The following is a 23017-nucleotide window of genomic DNA, read 5'->3' as shown; positions in this document are numbered from 1 at the left end:
AGGTCGAAATAATTTCCGATCCTTCGGCTATTTGACACATTCTTTCACTGCTGTTAGTTTCCGTTTTCCGATTTGAAAGCCTGATTGTCGCGCGGACCGCTGTGCACCGGCCGACAATCAAAGCGCGTAGCGATGCGCCTTCAGCGAGAGAATGGGTTGTGAACGATTGGAACTTGTCGCGCATATCGAGGGGGCCGCTGCCGTCGCAGAAGCATCGCGCCGTCCGCCTTAAATGGAGTGAGCAACACCGAGATCTCGAGTCGTCGCTTTTGCCGCAGCGAGTGGATATTCGTGAAACGTTGTGTGGTGGGGTGGATGGTCGTATTTCGTGTGTTTCGACGAGTGCCGGCATCCCGCTTAATACGTTTATTGGTTTGCCGGTGCAGGTTCAGCTCGTTACGGATCGCGGTGGCTTGCATCCCATCTGCGGCATCATCGTCGACGCGCGAGACGGCGAGTCCGATCGTTCGCTGGCAACCTATCAGTTGCTTATTCGCGACGCCCTTTCCCTATTAGAGCCTCGTTTCAATACACGGATCTTTCGTCAGAAGAGTGTGCTCGACGTCATCCGGACGCTCGTCTCGGAATGGCGAAGCACCAGCGCGGTCCTCGGCGGCGCTTTCCATTTGGACGTGTCGAATCTCGATGCGGCGAGGCTTCCCGTTCGAGAGCAGACCGTCCAATTCGACGAATCCGACGCTGCTTTCGTTCGACGTCTGTGCCGGCGTGAAGGGATCGGCTGGTTCGTGCGGGCAGGCAAGCCGGGCGAAGCGGATGTCGGCAAGGCTGGCGATCCGGCACACACCCTGGTGCTTTACGACAATGCGATCAAGTTGAAACGGTCGGCGATCGGCTCGATTGCCTATCGGCCGGACGCGACGATCGGCGACCGCGACGCCGTGACGTTGTTATGTTCGGCGCGCCAACTGGTCCCCGGTTCCGTTCGGCGTTTTAGCTGGGACTACAAGCCCGCGCGTATGGATCGAATTCAAGGCGGGACGAGGGTCGATCAAGGCGAAGCCGGTAACGATCTTGGTCAGTTGCTGATCGATTCGCGTTTCGACTCACCGCATATCGCGGATTCGTGGAGGGACTACGATCGGCTCGGATTGGCTCGCGTCAAGTCGCATGGCGCACGGGCCGCACGCGTGGATGGTGCGAGTGGCGTGCGCGACCTTGCAATCGGCGAGTGGGTGGAGATCTCGGGATATGCCGACTTGGATTGCATCTCGAAGAACGATCGCCGCATCACGATTACTGCCTTACATCACCGCGCCGAGAACAATTTGCCGAAGGATCTGCACGAACGTGCACAGGCGTTATTCACGGCGAGCCGATGGACGTTCGATGCACCGCCCGTTTCCGTCGACACCCCAGCAAGGCCAAGCATATTCGGGGACTCGACGCAGAGCCGATACGAGAACACATTTAGCGGCGTGCCGCGCGGCATACCGCTTACGCCGACCTACGATCCCCACGTGGATCTTCCGCGAGTCCACCCGATCGTCGGCGTTGTGATGGCGCCCGAGGGCGAAGAGGTCCATTGCGACGAGTACGGGCGAATCAATGTCCAGTTGCAAGGACTGGATCCGGCGGATCACGAACACGCGGGCGGTACCGGCACGAGCGGCACACATACCGATAGCGCCTGGGTTCGGGTCATGACCGGGTTGGCCGGAGATAACTTCGGCGAAAACTGGCTACCGCGCAAAGGCATGGAAGTGCTGCTGGATTTTTTGTCCGGCGATCCGGACAAGATGTATGTGGCCGGGGTCTTTCACAATGGGCCGAATATGCCTGCGGCGTTCAGCAACACCGGGTCGCTGCCGGGCAATCGCTATGTGTCGGGGAACAAGACAAGGGAAGTGAAGGGCGAGCGGTACAACCAACTACGGTTTGACGACACGCCCTCGCAGATCAGCGTTCAACTCGCGAGCCAGCATCACGTCAGCGAGATGAACCTCGGCTTCTTGACGCACCCGCGCAATAACGGTGTCGGTGAGGCTCGTGGAGAAGGGGCAGAGCTTCGCACCGATGCGGCGGCGGCGCTGCGCGCCGCCCAGGGGATCTTGCTGACGACCTATGCGCGCGGGCAAGCGAGTGGCAATCACCTCGACCGCGACGAACTCATTGCCTTGCTTGGCGAATGCACGGAGCTCTTTAAGTCGCTCGGGGATTATGCGGTGCAGCATGGCGGCCAGGCGATGGATACGGCGGGTCAAACTGCCGCGGCGAGTGCGTTGAAGGGATGGCAAGCGCCAGGCGGTGAGCCGTTGATGGCATTCGGTGCACAGGCCGGGGCAGTAAGTGTTACGCCGAAAACGCACGTTACGTATGCAGGCGAGAACATCGATCAGGTCGCCCAAAAACACGTACAGGTGACCAGCGGGCAGCGCATCAATTTGCAGGCAGGCCATGGCGTGGCGATATTCGCGCAGGCGGAAGACGTTACGGCAGTCGCCAATCAAGGGAAGGTGAAGCTTCAGAGCCAAGCCGACGACACGCAAATCGATTCGGCGAAGAACATTCAGATGACGGCGGCGGGCGGCAAGCTCGCGGGCATGGCGAGCGATCAGGTGGTGTTCGTCACGTCAGGTGGGGCTTATCTGAAGCTGCAAGGCGGGGATATCGAATTGGGCTGTCCCGGTAGCTTTACCGTCAAATCGGCGGGGTATACCTGGAGCGGGCCGGCGAGCATGAGTGCCGATATGCCGAAGTTCGATCATGCGCCGCTGGGGCGGGTACCCAAGCTCGTGCGTGCGACAGATGGACAACCCGCGCCCGGATTCGATGCCGAGGTCAAAAAGGTCTCCGGCGACTTACTGAACCAACAGACTGACGGCGCCGGCAAGCTCGCGCCGATCAAAAGCAATCAATTCGAATCGTTGGCCGTGCAGTTCATTAAGAAAAAGATCTGAGTATTCCGCGAGAACCTATTCCATCGAGCATGACGGACTCCATTCTGAACCCAACAACATCGGACGCCGATACATCGGACGCCGATACATCGGGCGCGGCTGGTTCGGGTGCGGCTACGCAAGGGCTGCCTCCGCGGATTGTCGTCGGCGAAGGTCAGGGGCCAACGATTTTCGACTTGGCCAGCGAGTTGATCTGCGTGAAGCAGCAGCCGTTGCCCGGCATCGTCATCTTCGTGCACGGAGTGAACTCGGAAGGAGAATGGTTCGAGTCGGCGGAAGAGGGACTGTGCAAGGGTCTAAACCGGCGCCTTGCGCGGCTCGACGACCAGATGACGCATAAGGGCGTTGTTGCCGGACAACTCACGCCCGCACAGTACACCGGCAGTCTGACGCCCGATGGGTTTCTGAATCCGAAATTGTGGGCTGGAACCTATATAAAAGCGGATCAGTCGTTTTCTCCTGTCATCCATTTCCGCTGGGGTTATAAGGCCAACAAGGAGGAATTGAAGGAGTACGGCGACAAGATCTTTTTGAACGAGCAGAACTATTGGGGAGGCGGTCCATTCGCGAACGGGACTTCGAGCTTGCCGGATCTGTGGCACGAGGGGTTGGACGACCGCATTTTCGGGTTTATCTCCGTGCAAGCGGTCAATCCGACGCAACGCCCTTTATTCCGAACGCCGCCTCGCGGCTATGGGGTACTGGCCGCTTTGCGCCTCGCCAAATTGGTTGAGTCGATCAGGCGGAAACAGGCGAATGTGCCCATCACCATTGTCTGTCATAGCCAGGGCAACATGGTCGGTCTGGCTGCGGCGTTTTTCGGCGATGCATTGCCGCCGGTGACGGACCCATGGAACAACACTGGACGTTGTGTAGCCGACGCGTATGTATTGGCGAATCCGCCCTACAGTTTGGCAAACACCAACACGGGGATGGAGAGCTGGTCGCAACGCGAGGCGCGTGACGATAAGAACCGCGGTGGGCGGGAAACTTATGCCGCGCGCACAAAGACGTTGCGGGCGTTCCTCGACATCATTCGCGAACGCTCGGCGTTCGAAATGCCCGCCGACCAGATTGATCGGGAGATGGGCAATACGCGTACTTCACCCAGCGGCGGCAAGCCATACGTAGCTGGTGACGATAGGACCGCGCACGGCTTGAACGGCCATACCTACGGGCGCGTGACACTCTATTGCTGCCCTCACGACCAAGTGATTTCTGCGGCTACCGTTCAGGGTATGGGATGGCGCGGGCTTGGTTATAGCGCCGCTGAGCCGTCGCAGGAGCTGGACGATATCGGTGCGCAAGGCGTGTTGACACAGCGCGTGTTCGCGAGCGGCATCAAAGTGGGAGTGTGTCGCGAGTATCGGTATTGGGAGGACGATTGGCGTTATCAGAAGGGGAAGACGTCGGGCTTTTGGTATCCCCCTTCACCGCCCGCCAAATACGGGTTGACTCGCGCGTGGAGCGCAAATGAAAACTACCTGGCTAAACTGTTTTCCACCGCATCGGCGCCGGTGCTGTATGTCGTGACGCTGGCGACTTCCGCATTCAGCTTGTTTCGCGTCAATGCCGATCCGCCGAAGGGGTGGACCGTCAAAGTCGATGCACCGCCGCTCGACGAGCCTTTCGAGCCCGAAGCATTGCTTTATGGTCATCGCGTCAGCGTAAGCGATGGTCCTCATGCGACCAGCGTCTTCAACGAGGGTAATGATCCGCCCGCTGCTGCTCGAGACGGGCAAAAGCAGGATAAAAACGCCGACGATCCCTACGACAACTACAAGATCAAGGATGAGGATCAAAAAGCGATCGGCAATGAGGATAGTGAAGCATCGCAACGCTATGAGGACCACGCCATCGTCCGCATGCGCGCGCGCAGGGGGGGCAATTCGTCATGGGTTGACAGCGACGGCAACGTGATCGGCGAGGATGGGAAGAGTGCTGCGCCGGAGGGCTACGAGAAGTGGCATAACAAGCAAGTGACGCAAATTCTCGATGCTGGACGGACTAACAACCCAACGAATCACTCGACGATCATGACGAACCCGATGCATGCTGAAAAAGCGCTCGCGTACGATGTCGCGATCGGATTGTGCTATCTGACGCCCGAGCAGTTGACGCAGTTGCGAATCGAGGCGGATTGGCGTTTTGGGGACGGCTTGATGGATGACAACCCAAATAAGAAATATTCGGACTACTTCTCCTATGGAAAGATGGGAAGCCTATGAGCTTGCCCCCGCAAAACGAATCCCTTGCTGAGCGTTTAAACTCAAGCAAGGAGAGTCAAGAAGATGAACAAGACGACGCGGGCGCGCTACACGCTCGAATTCAAGCTGGAAGCGGTTCGGCTGGTCAAGGCCGGTCAGAGCGTTGCGGCGGTCGCCGCGACGCTGGATTTACCGGCGCAGTCGATTTCCAACTGGCTGAAGGCTGAGCAGGAAGGCAAGCTTGGCGGGGCCGGCACAAAGCCGGTGAGCCCGGAGCAGATGGAACTGTCGAGGCTGCGCGCCGAAGTTGCACGCTTAAAGATGGAGCGCGATATTTTAAAAAAAGCGTGCGCGTACTTCGCGAAGGAGTCGACGTGAAGTACGCGTTCATCGAGCGCAATCGCCATCACTGGCCGATTTCGGTGCTGTGCGAGGTGCTCGATGTGAGCCCTAGCGGCTTTCATCAGCGGCGGCAACGTACCGCGCAGGACAAGCCCCGCCGAAGCCGCGTAAGCGACGATGCGCTGCTGGCGCATATCAAGGCGATTCACGCAGAGGTCAAAGGCGAGTACGGCTGGCCGCGCATGTGGAAAGAGCTGGTTGCACGCGGCGTTCGCGTTGGCAAGGAGCGTGTACGCAAACTGATGGCACAGCATGGTATCCGGGCCCGGCACAAGCGCAAATACATCGCGACGACGAACTCGAACCACAACCTGCCGGTGGCGCCGAACTTGTTGGCGCGCAACTTTACGGCGACGGCGCCGAATCAGGTCTGGACAAGCGACATCACGTACTGTGCGACGGCCGAAGGCTGGGTTTATCTGGCGGTCATCATCGACCTGTTCAGCAGACAGGTGGTGGGCTGGTCGATGCAGTCACACATGAAAGCAGAACTGGTCACCGACGCGCTGCGTATGGCGTGGTTCCGGCGCCGCCCAGACGCTGGCGTCATCGTCCATAGCGACAGGGGCAGTCAGTATTGCAGCGGGCTCTTCCAGGACTCGCTAAGAGCGTACGGTATGCGTTCCTCAATGAGCCGGCGTGGCGACTGTTGGGATAATGCGCCAACCGAAAGCCTATGGGGTTCGCTGAAAGTCGCACGCCTGCATGGTCGGCACTTCGTGACGCGGCGTGCTGCAATGGATGAAATCGTCGACTGGCTTGGCTTTTATAATTCGCGCCGGCTACACTCGACGCTCGACTACGTCAGCCCCATGACGTTCGAGAAAAACTGGTTCGCCGCTCAGCAGGGGCGAGCCGCATAAAGCTCTCAGCTATGGGATTCGCGAAACAGGGGCAAGGTCACCTATTCTTAAAGGACTGGGTGGCGACACAGGATGGAGAAGCTAAACGACCCGAGAAGATAGCCGACGAACGAGAAGGTACGTTTTATCTAAAGATCGGGGGGGCGGTATGAGCGTGCTGATCTCAACGCGGCAACGCCGAGCAGCTATCGCTCTACTTGTCATGGCGCTAGCCGTAGCGATCATCTTCGCGTTTAGTGTTGGGACCGGCTCCGAGTCAGTCTCAGATTTGAGTATGGGAGATTGGATGAAACGATTCTTGATGCTGCCGGGATTGGTTGGATTTGTTGCCTTTTTGATGATGACGGTTGTGGTGCATAGATCCGCTCAGGCGGGGACAATCCAAACGCGAACCGAAGCATCCCTGTCGGCCGACGCATCGTCGAGGCCCTTCATGGCACAAGTCGTGGGGCTCCAATGGATGAATCCGCTGCAACGCCGTGACTACCCGACTGAGTGGCAGGTATTGTGGACGATGGGGCTTGCGAAGCCAAATAAGCATGACGATATGGTGCGGACTGATCCAAAGTCATTCACCACGTTACAGTCTGTGGCTGGCATTGCTTATGGCAATGAGGGCGCGGAGACCTTTAAAGGCTTTTATCACAAATATGTCAGTAGGCTGCTCAGAGTGTTTGGTGATCGCTATGTCACGAATTCAAAATACTTTTATACTGTAAAATCCGATAACCGAAACGATTGGCGCGAACTTGCGGGAATTCATGTCGAAGTTGCAATCCCTAGCCGGCTTGATGCAACTGAAGCGCAAGCCTATCTGCGCAATCAAATTATCGACAACTACGAGATTGGGAATGCCTCGGCGCGGGACCTCTGGACACATAGTACGCCGCCAGATGTGCGTATGACCTCGGGCGGCGCTAACGCCGGCTTCACCTCGCTGAACGCAGCGCTGGACTACCTACAAGCGAACCCGGATAAGAGTGTCTGGGTGATGAACTGGGACGCGCCGAGCTTTCCGCCGAAGGACGGCCAGATCAACGAAAACATGGTGCTGTTGTTCCTAGTCGGGCCGGACTTTAAGACCGAGCGTGCGCCGCTTGCATGGATCGGCCGTGCCGCAACTAGCAACATTCATGACTTCGAGGCGAAAGCTGGGACAACGCGTGCGGTGGAAGCGTGGAAAGCGGCGATCGCGACAGCCGCTCATAACGCCAACGTTTCACCAACGAGCATCAACTACGTAATCCACGACGCAGGCAAGGGCAGCGACGAAGCCTCGTCGCGAATCGGCGTGCTCGGCCGCACCTTGACTGAAACGCTACCCGAATTCGATTTCCAAAAACATACGGTCAATCCCCCGGCACTGCTCGGCGAGATGGGGGCAGGCACAGCACTAACCGACGTGGTACTTGCCATCGGACGAGCAAACCATCTTGGCCAGACGGTCCTAGTCGCCGGAACGACGAATGCAGACCATCCGGTGGCTGTGGTGGTAGCGCCGCCGGCCCAGCCTGTACCGATCGACCCGGACTCAGACTGGTTCCGAGCGCGCGGAGAGAACAACGCGTACCTGCCGTGGTGGGGGCGTCGCTACGATACACAGTATGGCCAGCAGGGTTGGTCCTGGTGAAGGGGAATAAGTTCGTCGAGTGGCGGCGCGCCTTGAGCGCGGTGCTCTTGGGTGGGATAGCACTACTGGCGGCGAATTCAGCGGACGCTGGTGTACCGAGCGAGGCGACGCGGGACACATCTAATGGTGGTTTGGCGGAGCCATTCATTGCTCAAGTAGTTGGGCTCGAATGGCTCAATCCGCTACAGCGGCGAGACTACCCGACTGAGTGGCAGGTGTTGTGGACGATGGGCCTCGCGAAGCCCAATAAGCATGACGACATGGTACGAACCATGCCGGAAAAATTTGGGGCTCTCGGATCGATTGGCGCGCTCGCCTACGGGAATGCGGGCGAGGAGACCTTCGATGGCTATTACGAAAAGTATGTGCACAAGTTGCTGGGGTCGTTCGGCGACCGCTACGTGACGAACGCAAAGTACTTTTATACGGTCAAGCCTGACAACAAGAGAGACTGGAGAGAACTTGCGGGCATTCATGTGCAGTTTGCGATTCCCAAAAGACTGGATTCGCTTGAAGCCGAGTCCTATCTGCGCAACCGCATCATCAGCGAATTCAACATCGGTAACGACGAGTTCACCGACTTATGGAGCCGGAATACGCCGCCTGACGTTCATGTGACCCCGGGCGGCCCGAATGCCGGCTTCACCTCGCTGAACGCAGCACTGGACTACCTGCAAGCGAACCCGGATAAGAGTGTCTGGGTGATGAACTGGGATGCGCCGAGCTTTCCGCCGAAGGACGGCCAGATCAACGAAAACATGGTGTTGTTGTTCCTAGTCGGGCCGGACTTTAAAACCGAGCGTGCGCCCCTTGCATGGATTGGCCGTGCCGCAACGAGCAACGAGCGCAACTCCCGGCCGAACGATGAAATGGTGCTCGTAGTGGATGCATGGAAAGCGGCGATCGCGACAGCCGCTCAGAACGCCAACGTTTCACCAACGACCATCAACTACGTAATCCACGACGCGGGCAAGGGCAGCGACGAAGCGTCGTCGCAGATCGGTGCACTAGGCCGTGCGTTATCTGAAACACTGCCCGAGTTCGATTTCCAAAAACATACGTCCAATCCCCCGGCACTGCTCGGTGACATGGGGGCAGGCACAGCACTAACCGACGTGGTACTTGCCATCGGACGAGCAAACCATCTTGGCCAGACGGTCCTAGTCGCCGGAACGACAAACGCAGACCATCCGGTGGCAGTGATTGTGGCGCCGCCGGCCCAGTCTGTACCGATCGACCCGAACGCAGACTGGTTCCGAGCGCGCGGCGAGAACAACGCGTACCTACCCTGGTGGGGGCGTCGCTACGATACCCAATACGGTCAGCAGGGCTGGTCATGGTGAAGGGGAATCAGTTCGTCGAGTGGCGGCGTGTTTTGCGCGCGGTGCTATTGGGTGGAATAGCACTACTGGCGGCGAATTCAGCGGACGCTGGCGTACCGAGCGAGGCGACGCGAGACACATCTATTGGTAGTTCGGTGCAGCCATTCGTCGCTCAAGTAGTTGGGCTCGAATGGCTCAATCCGCTACAGCGGCGAGACTACCCGACTGAGTGGCAGGTGCTGTGGACGATGGGGCTCGCAAAGCCCAACGACCATGACGACATGGTGCGAACTATGCCGGAAAAATTTGCGACGCTTAGGTCGATCGGCGCGCTTGCGTATGGCAACGCAGGGGAAGAAACGTTCAAAGGCTACTATCACAAGTACGTTGATAAGCTCCTAGGCTTGTTCGGCGACCGCTATGTAACGAATGTCAAATATTTCTACACCGTCAAGTCCGACAACCGAAAGGAATGGCGTGAGCTAGCAGGAATTCATGTTGAATTTGCAGTTCCTACGCGGCTTGATGCTATTGAGGCGCAAACCTACCTACGCGATGAGATCATCGACAACTACGAGATTGGGAATCCCTCGGCGCGAGACCTTTGGACATACGATACGCCGCCAGACGTACGTATGACCTCGGGCGGCCCTAACGCCGGCTTCGCCTCGCTGAACGCAGCGCTGGACTACCTACAAGCGAACCCGGATAAGAGTGTTTGGGTGATGAACTGGGATGCGCCGAGCTTTCCGCCGAAGGACGGCCAGATCGACGAAAACATGGTGTTGTTGTTCCTAGTCGGGCCGGACTTTAAAACCGAGCGTGCGCCGCTTGCATGGATTGGCCGTGCCGCAACGAGCAACGTTCATGACTTCGAGGCGAAGGCTGGGACAACGCGTGCGGTCGAAGCGTGGAAAGCGACGATCGTGACAGCCGCTCATAACGCCAACGTTTCACCAACGAGCATCAACTACGTAATCCACGACGCCGGCAAGGGCAGCGACGAAGCCTCGTCGCGAATCGGCGTGCTCGGCCGTACCTTGACTGAAACGCTGCCCGAGTTCGATTTCCAAAAACATACGTTCAATCCCCCGGCACTACTCGGCGAGATGGGTGCAGGCACAGCACTAACCGACGTGGTACTTGCCATCGGACGAGCAAACCATCTTGGCCAGACGGTCCTAGTCGCCGGAACAACGAATGCAGACCATCCGGTGGCGGTGATTGTGGCGCCGCCGGCCCAGCCTGTACCGATCGACCCGAACTCAGACTGGTTCCGAGCGCGCGGAGAGAACAACGCGTACCTACCGTGGTGGGGGCGTCGCTACGACACCCAATACGGTCAGCAGGGCTGGTCATGGTGAGCAAGGAGTTAGGCAAATGAGAGGCATTATTCGCGTTGGCGATGCAACCAGCCACGGCGGCCAGGTCATCACCGGCAGTGCCGCGAGCAAGGTAATGGATCGCCCCGTTGCCCGGCAGGGCGATCAATGCGTTTGCCCGATGCAGGGGCATCAAAACTGCGTGATCGCCGAGGGCGATCCCGAATTCATCGTCGATGGAAAACCCGCGGCTTTCGACGGCCACAAAACCTCTTGCGGCGCGACGTTGATATCGAGCATATCGTCGTCGGGGCGCGCATGAAGCATCGTAAATAAAGCGGCACGATATCCACACCTAAGCCCCCAATGGACGACCTCCTTCCCGAATACGAGCGCGAGCTAGCCCTACTGCGTCACTCACTTGGCGAGTTCGCCGAGCGCTACCCTAAGGCGGCTGCGCGCTTGGCCATCTCGGGCGAGTCTTCGGAGGACCCCCATGTCGAGCGGCTTATTCAGTCGGCCGCATTGCTAAACGCAAGGGCGACTGCGCGCCTTGGCGACGATTTCCCCGAGCTACCCGAAGCGATGCTCGAGATTCTCTATCCCGAGTATCTACGACCGTTCCCTGCATGCTCGATCGCGCACTTCGAGGGGACCGGCGCGGCGGCAAAACTGACAAAGCCCCTAACCATCGCGCGCGGTGTCGAACTTAAAACGCGCACGGACGAGTACTTTTTTCGAACGGTCTACGATGTGGTGTTCGCGCCGGTGCGGATCGTACAGGCGCGCTACCTGCCCGCCACCGCAGCGCCGGCGAGTGTGCGTCTACACGAAGACACCACCGCTATCGTTTCGATCACGTTCGCCGCGCCTGCAACGGATGCGGCAATCGGCACCGCGATACCGAAGCGTACGCGCGTATTCGTAGATGGCGCACGCCGTATGGTTGCCGCAACGATCGACACGCTTTTATTGCGCACGTCCAGCGCGTACGTCGAAGCCGACGCAAGCGGAACCTGGATCGCGCTAGACGCGGTACCGATATCGGCATGCGGGTTCGAAATCGATGAATCGCTCATCAAACGCCGCGACGGAAATCAATCTCAATTTCGCATTCTTCTTGAATACTTTTCTTTTCCGGAAAAATTCGATTTCCTCGATTTCGATCTTTCGGCGATTACGCGCGCAGCAGGCCGCTGCAACAACGTAACGCTGCATCTTCCGATCAGAGATTTATCGAGCGACAGCGCGACCGCACAATTATTGCAGCGCCTCGATGCGACGACCTTCAAATTGTTCTGCACGCCGGTCGTCAATCTGTTCGACTCCCCGTCGGAGCCGATTCCGCTGGAGAACGTGGACTTTCCCGTTTTCCCGGTCGTGCCTGGGACACTGAATGCCTCGGACGCTTCCGTATACAGGGTAGAGGGAGTCCGGCTGATGGCGGACTCGTCCAAAGGCGCGGTTGCGCGGGACATCGCCCCGTACCATTCGCTCTTGCATCACGCGACGCACCGTGCGCCGGCCGCGTTTTGGCTCGCGGAGCGTGACGGCCGGCTCGCCGACTTGCTGCCAGGCCATGACATGGTGCTATCGCTTGTCGATTCGGATGGCCAGTCGACAGACGCGATCGGTACGCAGATCGAGATGGATCTGACGTGCACAAACGGCCGCTTGCCGTCGCAGATGCGTATCGGTGACCCGAGGGGGGATCTCGTTCACATGGACGAGTCGCTAACCGGTCGCATATCGATGCTGCGCGTCCCGACGGAGAGCGTGCCACGACCGAACGCGTTGCGTCAGCTATGGGACATCGTGGGGATGATGTCCGCACATGACTTAAGCTTGAGCCAGGCCGGGTTGCCGGCACTCAAGAAGCTCATGACGGCGCACGTATCCGCGCGCTCGTCCATTGCGGTGCGGCATATCGACAGCATGATGCACGTTGCACGCGAGTCGGCGCATGAATGGGTATCCATGGATCCTCAGCCGATGTTGGTACGAGGCATTCGCGTTCGTGTGGCCGTTGACGAGCACCAACTCGGCGACTGTGCGATCGCCTCGTTTGCCCGCGTACTGGAGGCGATTCTTCGCCATTTCGCGCCTGTGAACAGTTTCGTGCAGCTCGTGCTGATATCGGGGCGAAGCGGTGCGCAACTGATCGAAGGGCGCCCCCTGCCCGGCGCATTGGAACTCGTTTGACGCCGGGGCGGTCCGCGGCAAATCGATCTTTAATGCTGCTCCGCGCACGCGGGATTGAATACACGCTGGGTCGAGGCAGGATTGTTCTCCAGCTTAGCGGCAGGACGCCGCGGCCGGCTCACGAATTCGCCGCCGCAATTGGGGCATTTTCCCTTTAGCACGTTGGTTGCGCACGCCACGCAGAAGGTACATTCGAACGAGCAAATCAGCGCATCGGTCGATTCGGGCGGCAGATCTTTGTCACAGCATTCACAACCAGGTCTGAGTTCGAGCATCGGCTTCTCCGTTGAGCGCGAGCGATTCGTTGCTAGGCGCTTCGTTACTGCTGAGCTAGCAGGCGTCTCGGTCAGGCCATTGTATCGATGCCGGACCGACGCACGCCCGAATCGAACCGTCAATTCGTGCCAAATAGCAGCCTTTGCGTTCGTTAGAAGGTATCCCAGCCTTCGCGACTGTCGGCCGTAGCCGGAGCCGTGGTCACTAACGCGCTGGACCTAGGCTTCGCCTTCGCGATCGGCCGTGCCGGTGCGATGGTTTTCTGGGCTGTCATCCTTTTAGCCGGAGTCGCGGCGGGAGCCGCGCCGACCGTCTTTATCGTCCCGGCCGAGCCGTCGAGGCGGAACAGCGAAACGGCGTCATGGAGCTGCCGCCCCTGATCTTCAAGCGATCTCGAAGCGGCTGCCGCTTCCTCGACCAGCGCGGCGTTCTGCTGTGTCACTTCATCCATTTGCGTGATCGCGCGATTGACCTGCTCGATGCCGCGGCTTTGTTCAGTCGAAGCGGCGGCAATTTCGCCCATGATGTCGGTGACCCGGCCGACGGCTTGCGTCACTTCGGACATCGTCTTGCCCGCCTCGTTCACCAGCGAGGAACCATCCTGAATCTTTTGCACCGAGGCATTGATCAGATCTTTGATTTCCTTGGCCGCACTGGACGACCGCTGCGCGAGGCTTCGAACTTCGCTTGCCACCACGGCGAACCCACGTCCCTGTTCCCCGGCTCGCGCCGCTTCGACGGCCGCGTTGAGCGCGAGGATGTTCGTCTGGAACGCGATGCCTTCGATGATGCCGGTGATGTCCGCGATTTTGGTGGAGCTTGTGCTGATTTCGCCCATGGTGTCGACGACCTGGCCGACGACCTGATTGCCTCTGCCCGCAATCTCGGACGCATTCGCCGAAAGGGCGCTCGCTTGCTGTGCGTTCTCGGCGTTTTGCTTCACCGTCGAGGTCAACTCCTCCATGCTTGAGGCCGTCTCCTGCAACGAAGCCGCTTGCTGTTCGGTGCGGGCGGAAAGATCCACATTGCCCGATGCGATCTCGCTGGAACCCGTGGCAATACCGTCGGCGGCCGTGCGAACTTGGCTGATGAGACGAACGAGGCTTTGCTGCATCTCGCCCATGGAGGCGAGTACGCTTCCGGCGGGTGCCTCGTGCGCGCCCGCAACCGGGCTCAGATCGCCGCCGGCCACGCGTCGCGTCACCTCCCCGAGTTCGCCGGGTTCGGCGCCGAGCGCTCGCAATATGCCCCGAGTAATAATTGCACCTGCGACTGCCGCCACTAAAACCGCGAGCAGGCAAATCGCCACGAGCATGTTCCGACGACTGGCGAATTGGTCCGCTGACTGCTCGACCAATTGCGCCGCATGCTCGCGAGTGATGTCCGCGTAGTCGTTGGATGCCTTGATGAGGGCCGACAGCAAAGGCCTGCATTTGGTGGCGATTTCCGCCACCGCCGCGTCGCGCTGATTATCCAACGCGAGCCGATCGATCTCCAATGCAACGGGCCGGTACAGCGCCTCGATTCGCGGAAGTTCGGCGGCCAAGCTCTTGGCCTTTTCGCTCATATCGGAAGCATTGGCCACGAGGGCGTTGAATTTTTCCAAATTGGCTTCGACTCTTCGTTCGGCATCGGTAACGGCGGCCTTTTCAATTTCGATGTCGGACGGTGTCGTGACCAGCACCAGGTTGCGTACCGCCATCGCACGATCGTCAACGGCGGTACGCACCGCTTGCGCCGCGTCGGCACGCGCGTTGATGCCTTTGATATAGCCGGAAAACCGATCGTTCGCCTCGTTGAGCGCTTCCAACGACAGCGCTGAGACGATCAGGACGATAACGGCCAAGACGGCAAATGCACCCGTGAGTTTGGTTTTCACGGTCAAGCGATTCCAGTTCATATGTCGATTCCATTTGACTAAGGGCGATACACCCGGACGACGGACGATTCCGTTCGTGATGTCCCCGTCGCAAGGTATGCGTCCAAGCAAACGGCAATTCGTATGCTCGCGCACCATGCATTGAGTTCTACGGCGGCGATACGGCGCGCTGAAGCTCGGGCGCGACCTGAGTTGTGCTTCGCAAACGTTGTCGGGACATTGTATTTTTCTATCGGATGTATAGAGTTAGTTAGCTTGCTGTAATGACAATAGAAGATCTCCCTAATGGTTTCTCCGATCCACGGAATAAAGTGTCCGTTAGGATCGTTTAGCCCATATCCCTCAACCGGTTAGGAGGCAGAGATGAGATCGATGCGGATGCTGTCGGTCGTGGCGGCTGTGTTGTCGCTTGTGTTATCCGCGGGTTGCATGTCGTCGAGCGGTCCGGATTCGTCTTGGCATTCGACGAACAGCGGCAGCGATAGCGGAGGCAGTGGCAGTGGCGGTAGCGGAGGGAGCGGCGGTTACTAAGCTTGGTGCCGGCTACGGCTCATGAGCTTCGAAGCCGACGTTGTCGGATGGCTGCCGCAATTGCGGCGGTATGCGCGCGCGCTGACAGGCGATGCCGCCTGGGCCGACGACTTGGTGCAGGATACGGCCGAACGCGCGCTGACGCGCATGCGCGCTTTCCGGACCGATACCAATTTACGCGCATGGCTGCTGACGATCTTGCGTCATTTGTACATCGATCAACTGCGCGGCCGCCGGGAGATGGCCGTCGATGACGAGGATGCCCCGTGGCAGCGGCTCGAAGCCCCTTCCGGCCAGGTCGATTCGCTCGTGCTGCGCGACGTGCAGCGCATGCTGTATCGCCTTCCGTTCGAACAGCGGGAAGTTCTCTTGCTCGTGTGCGTCGAGGAGTTGAGTTATCAAGAGGTGTCGGCGGTGCTGGGCGTGCCCGCCGGGACCGTCATGTCCCGGCTTTCGCGCGCGCGAGAGCACATGCGATCGCTGCTGGCGGACGGTTCGCATCAGCACGCCGCCGCCCTCAAAGCGGTGAGGAATACGCGATGAACGGCGAATCCAGCCTCATACCCACCGACGGTCTCGGCCAAGCCGATCTCGACGCCCTGTCCGCGTTCGTCGACGGCGAGCTGCCCGAAGGGGAGCGCCGCGCTATTGCCGAACGGCTCGTGCACGACCCGCGCGCGGCGGATCGAGTGACGCACTTTCGCGCTCAACGCGCTGCCTTGCGCGCATTGTTTGCCGATCCCGCGGCGCAATCGAGCGGGCCGTGCATCGTGCTGCGTATTCGTACGCCCTGGTGGCGCCATGCTCTGGTCGCGGCCGGCTCGCTTGCCGCGGGCGTGGTGCTCGCGTGGTTTGCCGGGACCCTCGAGACTTACCTTTTGCCCCCCGCAGCGCAGAGCGCATTTGCTCGGCAGGCCGATATCGCCTACGCGCTATACGCGCCGGAGCAGGAGCACGCGGTCGAGGTGGCCGCCACGCGGGAAGGAACGGTCGTCAGTTGGCTTTCGAAGCGTTTGAATCGTCCGCTCACCGTGCCCTCGCTCGCGGAATACGGCTATGCGTTCCTCGGCGGAAGGTTGCTGCCCGGCAGCGCGGGCCCAGCTGCGCAATTCATGTACGAAAACGGACACGGCGAGCGGCTCGCACTGTACGTCAGCGCCGCCTCGCTTGCGCAAGCTCCGGTCCGGCTCTGGCGCGATGGCGATCGCCGTACGTTTTACTGGGCAAGCCGGCGGACGGCCTATGCATTGTCGGGAGAGATCCCCGGCGATCGTCTTCGTGCAATCGCGGTCGACGTCTGCGGCGATCTCGGCGGACGACCCGAGCAGTGGCGATGACCGCGTTTTTGGCCGACGAGCGGCGCGCATACGCTCGCGTTTTCGGTCGACGGCCACTGTAGTCGCGGGGCATTCGGACTATCGATATGAGGATTCAGGCGAAATTCGTCGGGGAGCGGGCGAACCGTCAATCATTTCGCTCCCAACCTTGGATAGGGAGACCCATCATGATGAAGAGCTTGCTATGTGTCCTTGCGTGCGTCGCCTCCTCGGCGTCGTTCGCCGAACCCCCGAAGGTGCAAGGCGGCATGATCGTCGACGACGAGGGCATGACGCTCTATATGTTCGACAAAGACACAACGTCGGGCGCGAGCGCCTGCACGGGAGGCTGCACGTCCCTATGGCCCGCGGCGCTCGCCAATTCGTACGACAAAGCGAGTGGCGAATGGGGGCTCATCGCCGCCGCGGAAGGCAAGCACCAATGGACCTATAAAGGACACCCGCTCTATCGCTTCTCCGGCGACAAAGGCGCCGGTCAAAAGAACGGGGATGGGTTCCGAGGTGTCTGGCATATCGCTCGACCTAGCTGACAAGCTTGGAATTGTCTGACGTCCTTTGCGTCGGCTCGCCGTTGATGAACCGCTCTAGGCACTGCTTTCTAAACCCACTAGGTCGTCTGCGCCGTCGAACGTCAACGCTTGTCTCGCCGAGAGCGTGACGAATTCCGTGACCCGCTCGGCCAACGGCGGTTCGCGGCGCCAGTGATGCCAATAGAGCGGTACGCGAAGCGGAGAGAGCGGTGCGAGATCGACGAGCCGGCCCGAGTCGAGAAGCGGTTGTGCCTGGTCCGACGGTACGACGCCATAACCGCAACCCATCTCGATCGCACGCAACAACCCATACGATGACGGGAAATAGTGTTTGACGTAGCGCTCGAGCTCTACCCCGAACTGCAACTTCAGAAACTTGTCGTGTAGCGCGTCCTTTCTGTTGAATAGGATCGCGGGGGCCGATACGGCCTCGTGTATTCTCAGGCGATGAGGAAAGTACGTTTGCGCGAAAGCGGGCGTGGCCACGCATCGGTAAATCATCTCGCCGAGCGGCACGGCCTCGAAGCCTTGCGCGGGCTTCGGTTCGTTGCTGACGCAGCCTATGACCTCGCCTCGCAAAAGCATCGGCCACGTGTGATCGAGATCTTCGACGACGACCTCTAACGCCACGGGCAGCGCTTCCAGCAACCTCGCGGAGCACTCGCCGAACCAAGTCGCCAAAGAGTCCGCGTTCACCCCAACGGCGATCCGGGCGCGCTCCTCGCCGTTTTCGGAGGGGGCGAGCTGACGGCAGACCTCGAGCTCCAACATGGCCACAGCTTTCGCGTGCCGCAGCAGGGTTTCACCCGCGATCGTGGGTCGGATCGGACGGTCGCGTATCAGCAAGACGGCGGATACCGCTTCCTCGAGCAACTTGATCCGCTGCGATATCGCGCCGCGCGTGATGCTCAAGGTTGCGGCGGCGCGTTCAAAGCTTTGTTGTTCGACAACAGCCACGAATGCTTCCAATTGATCTCGATCAAGCACGCTCGCTCCTATTTAGGGTAATTGCAGAATGACCACTGCGACTTGCGAGACTGACAGAGCTGTTTGCACCGATTTAAAGCGTTTCCGAGCTGGATCCTTACGATAACGCCCAATTACAGGCGGGTCTGATCACCGACTGCTGCGCCAAGTTCCTTGAATTCGAACTGAATGCAAAGACGCCGGAAACGTTCGAGCCTATTCGGGATGGTTAGAAAAACAGGCGCCCGTTCAAAAAAATTGAGCGCTGGATTTTGTTAAGAAAGACAGTGCTAGGATTCACTCGCACCTGTTCAGTTGTAGAAAAAAACGAAAGACGAGACAAACCCCGCGACGACGTGTCGTCGCTTGTCCGAGGCACTACCCCGAATCGAAAAGAGCGTGAATCTCCCGTCATTTGCGGGAGCGGCGTTCTCGTTTTATCCACCGCAGCCGTAAAGGGATGCCCACTTGCAGATCTGAACTCATCGATGGAGCCATCGGCGTCATATTTTTGCCGATGCAATAAACCAACCAAATTCGTGCATCAAAAGCGCGGAGTTGGATGGTCATGTATTGACGGATTGCTTATTCCAGTCAGTGATATTTATCGGGCGATCTAAGTCGCGTGCGCGACTCATTTCTCGCCGTAAATACGCACGTCTCGAATGCACCATTTTTTGTTTCGCAATCTTGCTCATTAAGGAAGAACGTATGTCAGTGGAACTGATTGTCCTCGAGCTTGTGAAGCTGGCCCAATCCAAAACGGACGGTAATTTCATCCTGCCCTGTTTGACGCTGGACGGGCGGATTAGTGTCGCCGATGCCGTGCGTGGAATGAGTGCATTCGAGCGAGTGCTCTATGAGGGATTGGACGCCGATGGGGCACCCGAGGAGGACTGGACCGAACCCGGCGTGGAAGTCGTCCTCGCCTTCCGCCCCCACGGAAAAGTCTTTCTTTTGGACGCGGAGTTTGCCGCGAGCAACGAGGCGCACCTTCAGATCGCCCAGCGGATCACGGTCTCGCGCAACCTTCATCGTGCCGCGCTGAATGCGGCGATCGCGGAAGGCGTGGAGCTGGAATCTCGACGCGTGGAGATCGTCGGCTACCTCGAGGCGCACGGTCTGCACGCGATCGTCGACACGCTTAAAGAATCCGCGCAGCACATGGCACCGTTGCTGTTTTACGTCGGCACGCAATGCTTCTCGAATTTCTATCAGATCGGCCAGTCCGATTATCCGCGAGAGCACACGGTGGATGCCGCGTTAGCGGAAGTTCGCGAACAAGGGGCACTGGCCAGTATCGAATCGTTGACGCTCATCTACGGCATGGCGCTGCTGCGGTCGTCGGGGGCTTTTACGCGACTGGAGGAAATGAATTCCGGTCAGCTACAAGTGCTTGCCGTCGCGCGCCACTTCCAGGCAATCGCCCGGCGTTATCAGGCGATATGCGAGTTCTCGGACGCGGACGTGGAGTCGTTGAACCGGCATCCGTTGGAGCACCAAGCGCTGATACTCGCCAAGTGGCGAGAGCAGTGTCTGAACTTTGGCCGGTTCGTTAGAGACATCAACGGACTGAACCTGTGCAAGAAGGAGCGCTTTATCCGCCACTGGTCCCTCGATGCGGCAACGCGCAGGCTGACGCAGCGGGCACAGTCGATCGCCTTGATCGAGGACGCACTGCACGGCTGCGAGGATGTCGAGCATATTCTGTCGGTCGAGAACATCGGATACTGGTTGCAGCCGATCGAACCGGGAGATGCGGGACAAGGCTTCGCATCGTTTATCGAGTACGCGATCGACGCCGTGGTGCGTAAGGCCGTCGAGGTCACGGAGTCGGATGTCGGCATGACGCGGGGGACGCGGTCGTTCCCGCAGTTGATTCGCTTGCTCGCGGAGAACGACACGGCCGCGGCCTGTGCCCAGACACAGGCGGACTATTTCTGCCATCCGGTTCCGAGTGCGGCGCTGGAAGGCGCGTTGCCGCCGAAGGCACTGACGATGCTGTTGAACGCCGTTTCGTCGAGGATGCGCTACAACGCCTGGCACTACGCGCCGAGCTATTTCGACATCGAAGCGATCCCGGCGTCGCGCGGCTGGTTTCACGCGCCGCGTATGGCCGATATCGCCGAGTGGTCCGATCAACATCACGCTGGCCATGTCCATGCCAGCGTCCGCTACAGCATCCGCTCGCCGTATCCGATTCGCGTCGGCGAACGGGTCTTGCTCGGCCTGGTGGATTTGCGCCTCATGCGGCAAACGGGCGAGCGCTATTCGATGGTCGAACTCGGTACGGCGATCGCCTACACCGAAGCGCTCGGCCTGATTTATCAAACGCTGATGGACTACGTGGTGGCGAACGGCGGCCCCGGTTTCACGTTCGATTTCGGGGACAAACGCTGGATCGAAAAATTTTATACGAGCGCAGTTGGCGTGGCCTGACAGGAGTGTGACATGACCTTTGTCGTGACCGAACCGTGCATCAAATGCACCTACAAGCACTGCATCGATCCTTGCCCCGTGGATTGCTTCCGGGAGGGCCCCGACTTCCTCGTCATCGATCCGGAGATGTGCATCGATTGCAACGTATGCGCGACCGAATGCCCCGTTAAAGCGATTTATCAGGACAAGGAAGTGCCCGAGGACCAATTGGAGTTCATCGAAATCAATCGCCGGCTCGCACCCGTTTATCAGCCTGCGACCAACATCAAAGTCGACAGCGCCGAAAAAGACGAGTGGGCAAGCGTGCAAGACAAACGCCACCTGCTTCAGCTGCCGGAGCCGATGTAATACCGCGCCGGAAAAGACTGCAACCGAGGCTGCGCCAATCGCCGGCATAGGACCTTAAGACCTTAAGACCGGCACTCGGCGCCAGAACGGCACATCAACGTAGTTCGGACACGATGAGATCGATGATCATGGCGATACCTCAAACGCTCCACGCGGAGCAGGCTACACGCACGCCGGCGAACGTCGGCGCGATATGGACGAAGTGGCTCAGGCAAGAGGACTTGAGCCTGCTGACCGAGCACCCGCTGCTTGTCGCGCTGGAAGACGGCACGGCAAGCCTCGACGTACTCAAACGGCTGCTTGCGCAACACAGTCATTATTCGCGGCATTTCACGCGCTATTTGTGCGCGTTGCTGGGACAGTTCGGCGACGCGCGCAGCATTCAAGCGTTGCTCGCGAATCTGCGTGAGGAAATGGGCGTGGACGACCACGGACACGACACCCATGCGGAAATGTTCCAGCGCAGCCTTCGGCTGGTCGGCGTGGATCCGAACCGGGAGCCGGCGCTGCCGGCAACGGCGCAGCTCACGTCGGCGATGTTGGCGCACTGCAAGAGCGCCGATCCGATGCACGGGCTCGCGGCGATGTGCTTAGGGGCGGAGGCGATCGTGCCGTTGATTTATACCCCCATCTTGCAGTCGCTGCGCCATTTCGGTTTCGGTCACGAAGCGACGGAATTCTTTCGGCTGCATATCGAGGAAGACGAAGACCACGCGCTTACGATGCTGCGCTTGATGGAAGAATTTGCCGAGGACGATCCCGCTCGCGGCGAGCTGGGCGTGACGATCGGCAGCGAGATGATCCGGCGGCGCGTGGAGATGCTCGACGCGGTTTGGGCCAGCACGTCGGCCCCTCTCGGTGCGGTGGAGTCTCGATCGCACAATTCGTCGGACTTCTGGCGGGTACCCAGCAGCTTGACCGCGAATGTCCCGAACCGGCTATGCCACCCGAACGTGATGGCCGTCTCGAGTGCGGCGGACAACAAGTTTTCGGGCGAGCGTAAGCACCGCGTCCATATCGTCGATTTGCCGAGCCATACGATCAGCATGACGATCGGCCATCTCGAGGTGGGCGAAGCGACGGGCGCGCACCGGCACAACTACGAAACGTTGATTTACGTGCTGCAAGGGATCGGTTCGTCCGTGGTGGGCGATCGCGTGGTCGAGTGGAAGGCGGGCGACGCCTTTTACATTCCGCCTTGGGCCGTGCATCGGCATCAAAACAGCGCAAATGAGGAATGCGTCTATATCGCCTGCGAAAACGCGCCCTTGCTGCAAAACCTCGGCGGCATTGCATTGCGCGAGGAATTGAGCGCTCTGCACGAAGCCTGATGTTCGAGGCGTCGACGCACGAGGTGTCGGGCGATCGGAAATCCTATTCGAAACGGAGGATGGCATGTCACAGGACCAATGTCTGGAGATCAATCTAATCGAATCGCCGAGCGTGACGGCGACCGAGGTCGCGGAACTCTATCGGTCATCGGGAATTCGGCGGCCTGTCGACGATCTCGTCAGGATGCAGGCGATGCTGCGCAACGCCAACCTGATCGTCGGCGCGTATCAGGACGGAAAGCTCGTGGGCCTTGCACGTGCGGTGACGGACTTTAGCTACTGCTGCTACTTGTCCGATCTCGCCGTGTCGAAGGAATGCCAGAAGCAGGGCATCGGCAAGCGGCTGATCGAGTACGTGCGCGAAAAGCTCGGACCTCAAGTCATGTTGCTGCTGCTGGCCTCGCCGGAGGCGATGACTTACTACCCCGGGGCAGGCTTCGCCGCGGTCGACAACGGTTGGATCATCAAACGCACGAGCTGAAGCGGACGTCTGCCTCCAATCGCCAACTGAGAG

Annotated in this window: 17 protein-coding genes and 1 pseudogene; 15 read left to right on the top strand and 3 right to left on the bottom strand. The window is 59.4% G+C overall.

What is annotated here, in order from left to right; translation table 11 throughout:
* Positions 1-269: 269 nt before the first annotated feature.
* From AB1286_RS11080 to tssF, 8 genes and pseudogenes are all read left to right on the top strand, one after another.
* Complete coding sequence (locus tag AB1286_RS11080) at positions 270-2918, top strand: type VI secretion system Vgr family protein (RefSeq protein ID WP_430363328.1); 2649 nt, start codon at positions 270-272, stop codon at positions 2916-2918.
* 29 nt (positions 2919-2947) lie between these two features.
* Positions 2948-5137: pseudogene (locus AB1286_RS11075) on the top strand (T6SS effector phospholipase Tle3 domain-containing protein); the annotation flags it as partial.
* A 72-nt stretch (positions 5138-5209) separates the two neighbouring features.
* Positions 5210-6390, top strand: a protein-coding gene (locus AB1286_RS11070) for an IS3 family transposase (protein WP_430361773.1) whose coding sequence is annotated in 2 segments (ribosomal slippage) — positions 5210-5462 and positions 5462-6390 — 1182 coding nt in all. Because the reading frame shifts where the segments join, the coding sequence is not laid out codon by codon here.
* A 148-nt stretch (positions 6391-6538) separates the two neighbouring features.
* Positions 6539-8020, top strand: a complete 1482-nt coding sequence (locus AB1286_RS11065; protein WP_430363327.1) for a virulence factor — start codon at positions 6539-6541, stop codon at positions 8018-8020.
* Positions 8017-9363 carry a virulence factor gene (locus AB1286_RS11060; protein WP_430363326.1) on the top strand — a complete coding sequence of 449 codons (1347 nt, stop codon included), beginning with the start codon at positions 8017-8019 and terminating at the stop codon, positions 9361-9363. The genes AB1286_RS11065 and AB1286_RS11060 overlap by 4 nt, the downstream gene beginning before the upstream one ends.
* Positions 9357-10706: a virulence factor gene (locus AB1286_RS11055; RefSeq protein WP_430363325.1), complete on the top strand. Its 1350-nt coding sequence runs from the start codon at positions 9357-9359 to the stop codon at positions 10704-10706. The genes AB1286_RS11060 and AB1286_RS11055 overlap by 7 nt, the downstream gene beginning before the upstream one ends.
* A gap of 16 nt (positions 10707-10722) precedes the next feature.
* Positions 10723-10986 (top strand): PAAR domain-containing protein, encoded by a 264-nt coding sequence (locus tag AB1286_RS11050; protein WP_430363324.1) that lies wholly within the window; start codon positions 10723-10725, stop codon positions 10984-10986.
* Between the two features lie 44 nt (positions 10987-11030).
* Positions 11031-12866 carry a type VI secretion system baseplate subunit TssF gene (gene tssF / locus AB1286_RS11045; protein ID WP_430363323.1) on the top strand — a complete coding sequence of 612 codons (1836 nt, stop codon included), beginning with the start codon at positions 11031-11033 and terminating at the stop codon, positions 12864-12866.
* 29 nt (positions 12867-12895) lie between these two features.
* Here tssF and AB1286_RS11040 read toward each other — a convergent pair whose 3' ends face one another.
* Together AB1286_RS11040 and AB1286_RS11035 are read right to left on the bottom strand one after the other, a co-directional pair.
* Complete coding sequence (locus AB1286_RS11040; protein ID WP_430363322.1) at positions 12896-13141, bottom strand: DUF1272 domain-containing protein; 246 nt, start codon at positions 13139-13141, stop codon at positions 12896-12898.
* A 152-nt stretch (positions 13142-13293) separates the two neighbouring features.
* Complete coding sequence (locus AB1286_RS11035) at positions 13294-15042, bottom strand: methyl-accepting chemotaxis protein (RefSeq protein ID WP_430363321.1); 1749 nt, start codon at positions 15040-15042, stop codon at positions 13294-13296.
* 531 nt (positions 15043-15573) lie between these two features.
* Between AB1286_RS11035 and AB1286_RS11030 the strand changes: the two genes are divergently transcribed.
* From AB1286_RS11030 to AB1286_RS11020, 3 genes are all read left to right on the top strand, one after another.
* Complete coding sequence (locus AB1286_RS11030) at positions 15574-16095, top strand: sigma-70 family RNA polymerase sigma factor (RefSeq protein ID WP_430363320.1); 522 nt, start codon at positions 15574-15576, stop codon at positions 16093-16095.
* Positions 16092-16889 (top strand): anti-sigma factor, encoded by a 798-nt coding sequence (locus AB1286_RS11025; RefSeq protein ID WP_430363319.1) that lies wholly within the window; start codon positions 16092-16094, stop codon positions 16887-16889. Before AB1286_RS11030 ends, AB1286_RS11025 begins: the two co-directional genes overlap by 4 nt.
* A 167-nt stretch (positions 16890-17056) precedes the next feature.
* Positions 17057-17419, top strand: a complete 363-nt coding sequence (locus AB1286_RS11020; RefSeq protein ID WP_430363318.1) for a COG4315 family predicted lipoprotein — start codon at positions 17057-17059, stop codon at positions 17417-17419.
* Between the two features lie 54 nt (positions 17420-17473).
* Here the strand turns inward: AB1286_RS11020 and argP are convergent, their stop codons facing one another.
* Positions 17474-18406: an HTH-type transcriptional regulator ArgP gene (argP, locus tag AB1286_RS11015; RefSeq protein WP_430363317.1), complete on the bottom strand. Its 933-nt coding sequence runs from the start codon at positions 18404-18406 to the stop codon at positions 17474-17476.
* Between the two features lie 690 nt (positions 18407-19096).
* Between argP and AB1286_RS11010 the strand changes: the two genes are divergently transcribed.
* From AB1286_RS11010 to AB1286_RS10995, 4 genes are all read left to right on the top strand, one after another.
* On the top strand, positions 19097-20824 hold the full coding sequence (locus AB1286_RS11010) for a hypothetical protein (protein WP_430363316.1): 1728 nt from the start codon (positions 19097-19099) through the stop codon (positions 20822-20824).
* A gap of 12 nt (positions 20825-20836) precedes the next feature.
* The gene (locus AB1286_RS11005; RefSeq protein WP_430363315.1) at positions 20837-21172 is read left to right on the top strand and encodes a 4Fe-4S binding protein; all 336 of its coding nucleotides are present in this window, start codon (positions 20837-20839) and stop codon (positions 21170-21172) included.
* 128 nt (positions 21173-21300) lie between these two features.
* The gene (locus AB1286_RS11000; protein WP_430363314.1) at positions 21301-22503 is read left to right on the top strand and encodes an iron-containing redox enzyme family protein; all 1203 of its coding nucleotides are present in this window, start codon (positions 21301-21303) and stop codon (positions 22501-22503) included.
* Positions 22504-22567: 64 nt separating this feature from the next.
* Positions 22568-22984: a GNAT family N-acetyltransferase gene (locus tag AB1286_RS10995; protein ID WP_430363313.1), complete on the top strand. Its 417-nt coding sequence runs from the start codon at positions 22568-22570 to the stop codon at positions 22982-22984.
* Positions 22985-23017: the final 33 nt, after the last annotated feature.

It is taken from the genome of Trinickia sp. NRRL B-1857 (assembly GCF_050470685.1).
Taxonomy (GTDB): Bacteria; Pseudomonadota; Gammaproteobacteria; order Burkholderiales; family Burkholderiaceae; genus Trinickia.
Note: the sequence above shows the minus strand (reverse complement) of the source record. Positions and strands in the feature narration are given on the sequence as shown.

Excerpts from the sequence above, each read along its gene's own strand:
- AB1286_RS11065 (WP_430363327.1), top strand. The coding sequence starts at position 6,539 with ATGAGCGTGCTGATCTCAACGCGGCAACGCCGAGCAGCTATCGCTCTA.
- AB1286_RS11055 (WP_430363325.1), top strand. The coding sequence starts at position 9,357 with ATGGTGAAGGGGAATCAGTTCGTCGAGTGGCGGCGTGTTTTGCGCGCG.
- AB1286_RS11050 (WP_430363324.1), top strand. The coding sequence starts at position 10,723 with ATGAGAGGCATTATTCGCGTTGGCGATGCAACCAGCCACGGCGGCCAG.
- tssF (WP_430363323.1), top strand. The coding sequence starts at position 11,031 with ATGGACGACCTCCTTCCCGAATACGAGCGCGAGCTAGCCCTACTGCGT.
- AB1286_RS11040 (WP_430363322.1), bottom strand. The coding sequence starts at position 13,141 with ATGCTCGAACTCAGACCTGGTTGTGAATGCTGTGACAAAGATCTGCCG.
- AB1286_RS11035 (WP_430363321.1), bottom strand. The coding sequence starts at position 15,042 with ATGAACTGGAATCGCTTGACCGTGAAAACCAAACTCACGGGTGCATTT.
- AB1286_RS11030 (WP_430363320.1), top strand. The coding sequence starts at position 15,574 with ATGAGCTTCGAAGCCGACGTTGTCGGATGGCTGCCGCAATTGCGGCGG.
- AB1286_RS11025 (WP_430363319.1), top strand. The coding sequence starts at position 16,092 with ATGAACGGCGAATCCAGCCTCATACCCACCGACGGTCTCGGCCAAGCC.
- AB1286_RS11020 (WP_430363318.1), top strand. The coding sequence starts at position 17,057 with ATGATGAAGAGCTTGCTATGTGTCCTTGCGTGCGTCGCCTCCTCGGCG.
- AB1286_RS11010 (WP_430363316.1), top strand. The coding sequence starts at position 19,097 with ATGTCAGTGGAACTGATTGTCCTCGAGCTTGTGAAGCTGGCCCAATCC.
- AB1286_RS11005 (WP_430363315.1), top strand. The coding sequence starts at position 20,837 with ATGACCTTTGTCGTGACCGAACCGTGCATCAAATGCACCTACAAGCAC.
- AB1286_RS11000 (WP_430363314.1), top strand. The coding sequence starts at position 21,301 with ATGGCGATACCTCAAACGCTCCACGCGGAGCAGGCTACACGCACGCCG.
- AB1286_RS10995 (WP_430363313.1), top strand. The coding sequence starts at position 22,568 with ATGTCACAGGACCAATGTCTGGAGATCAATCTAATCGAATCGCCGAGC.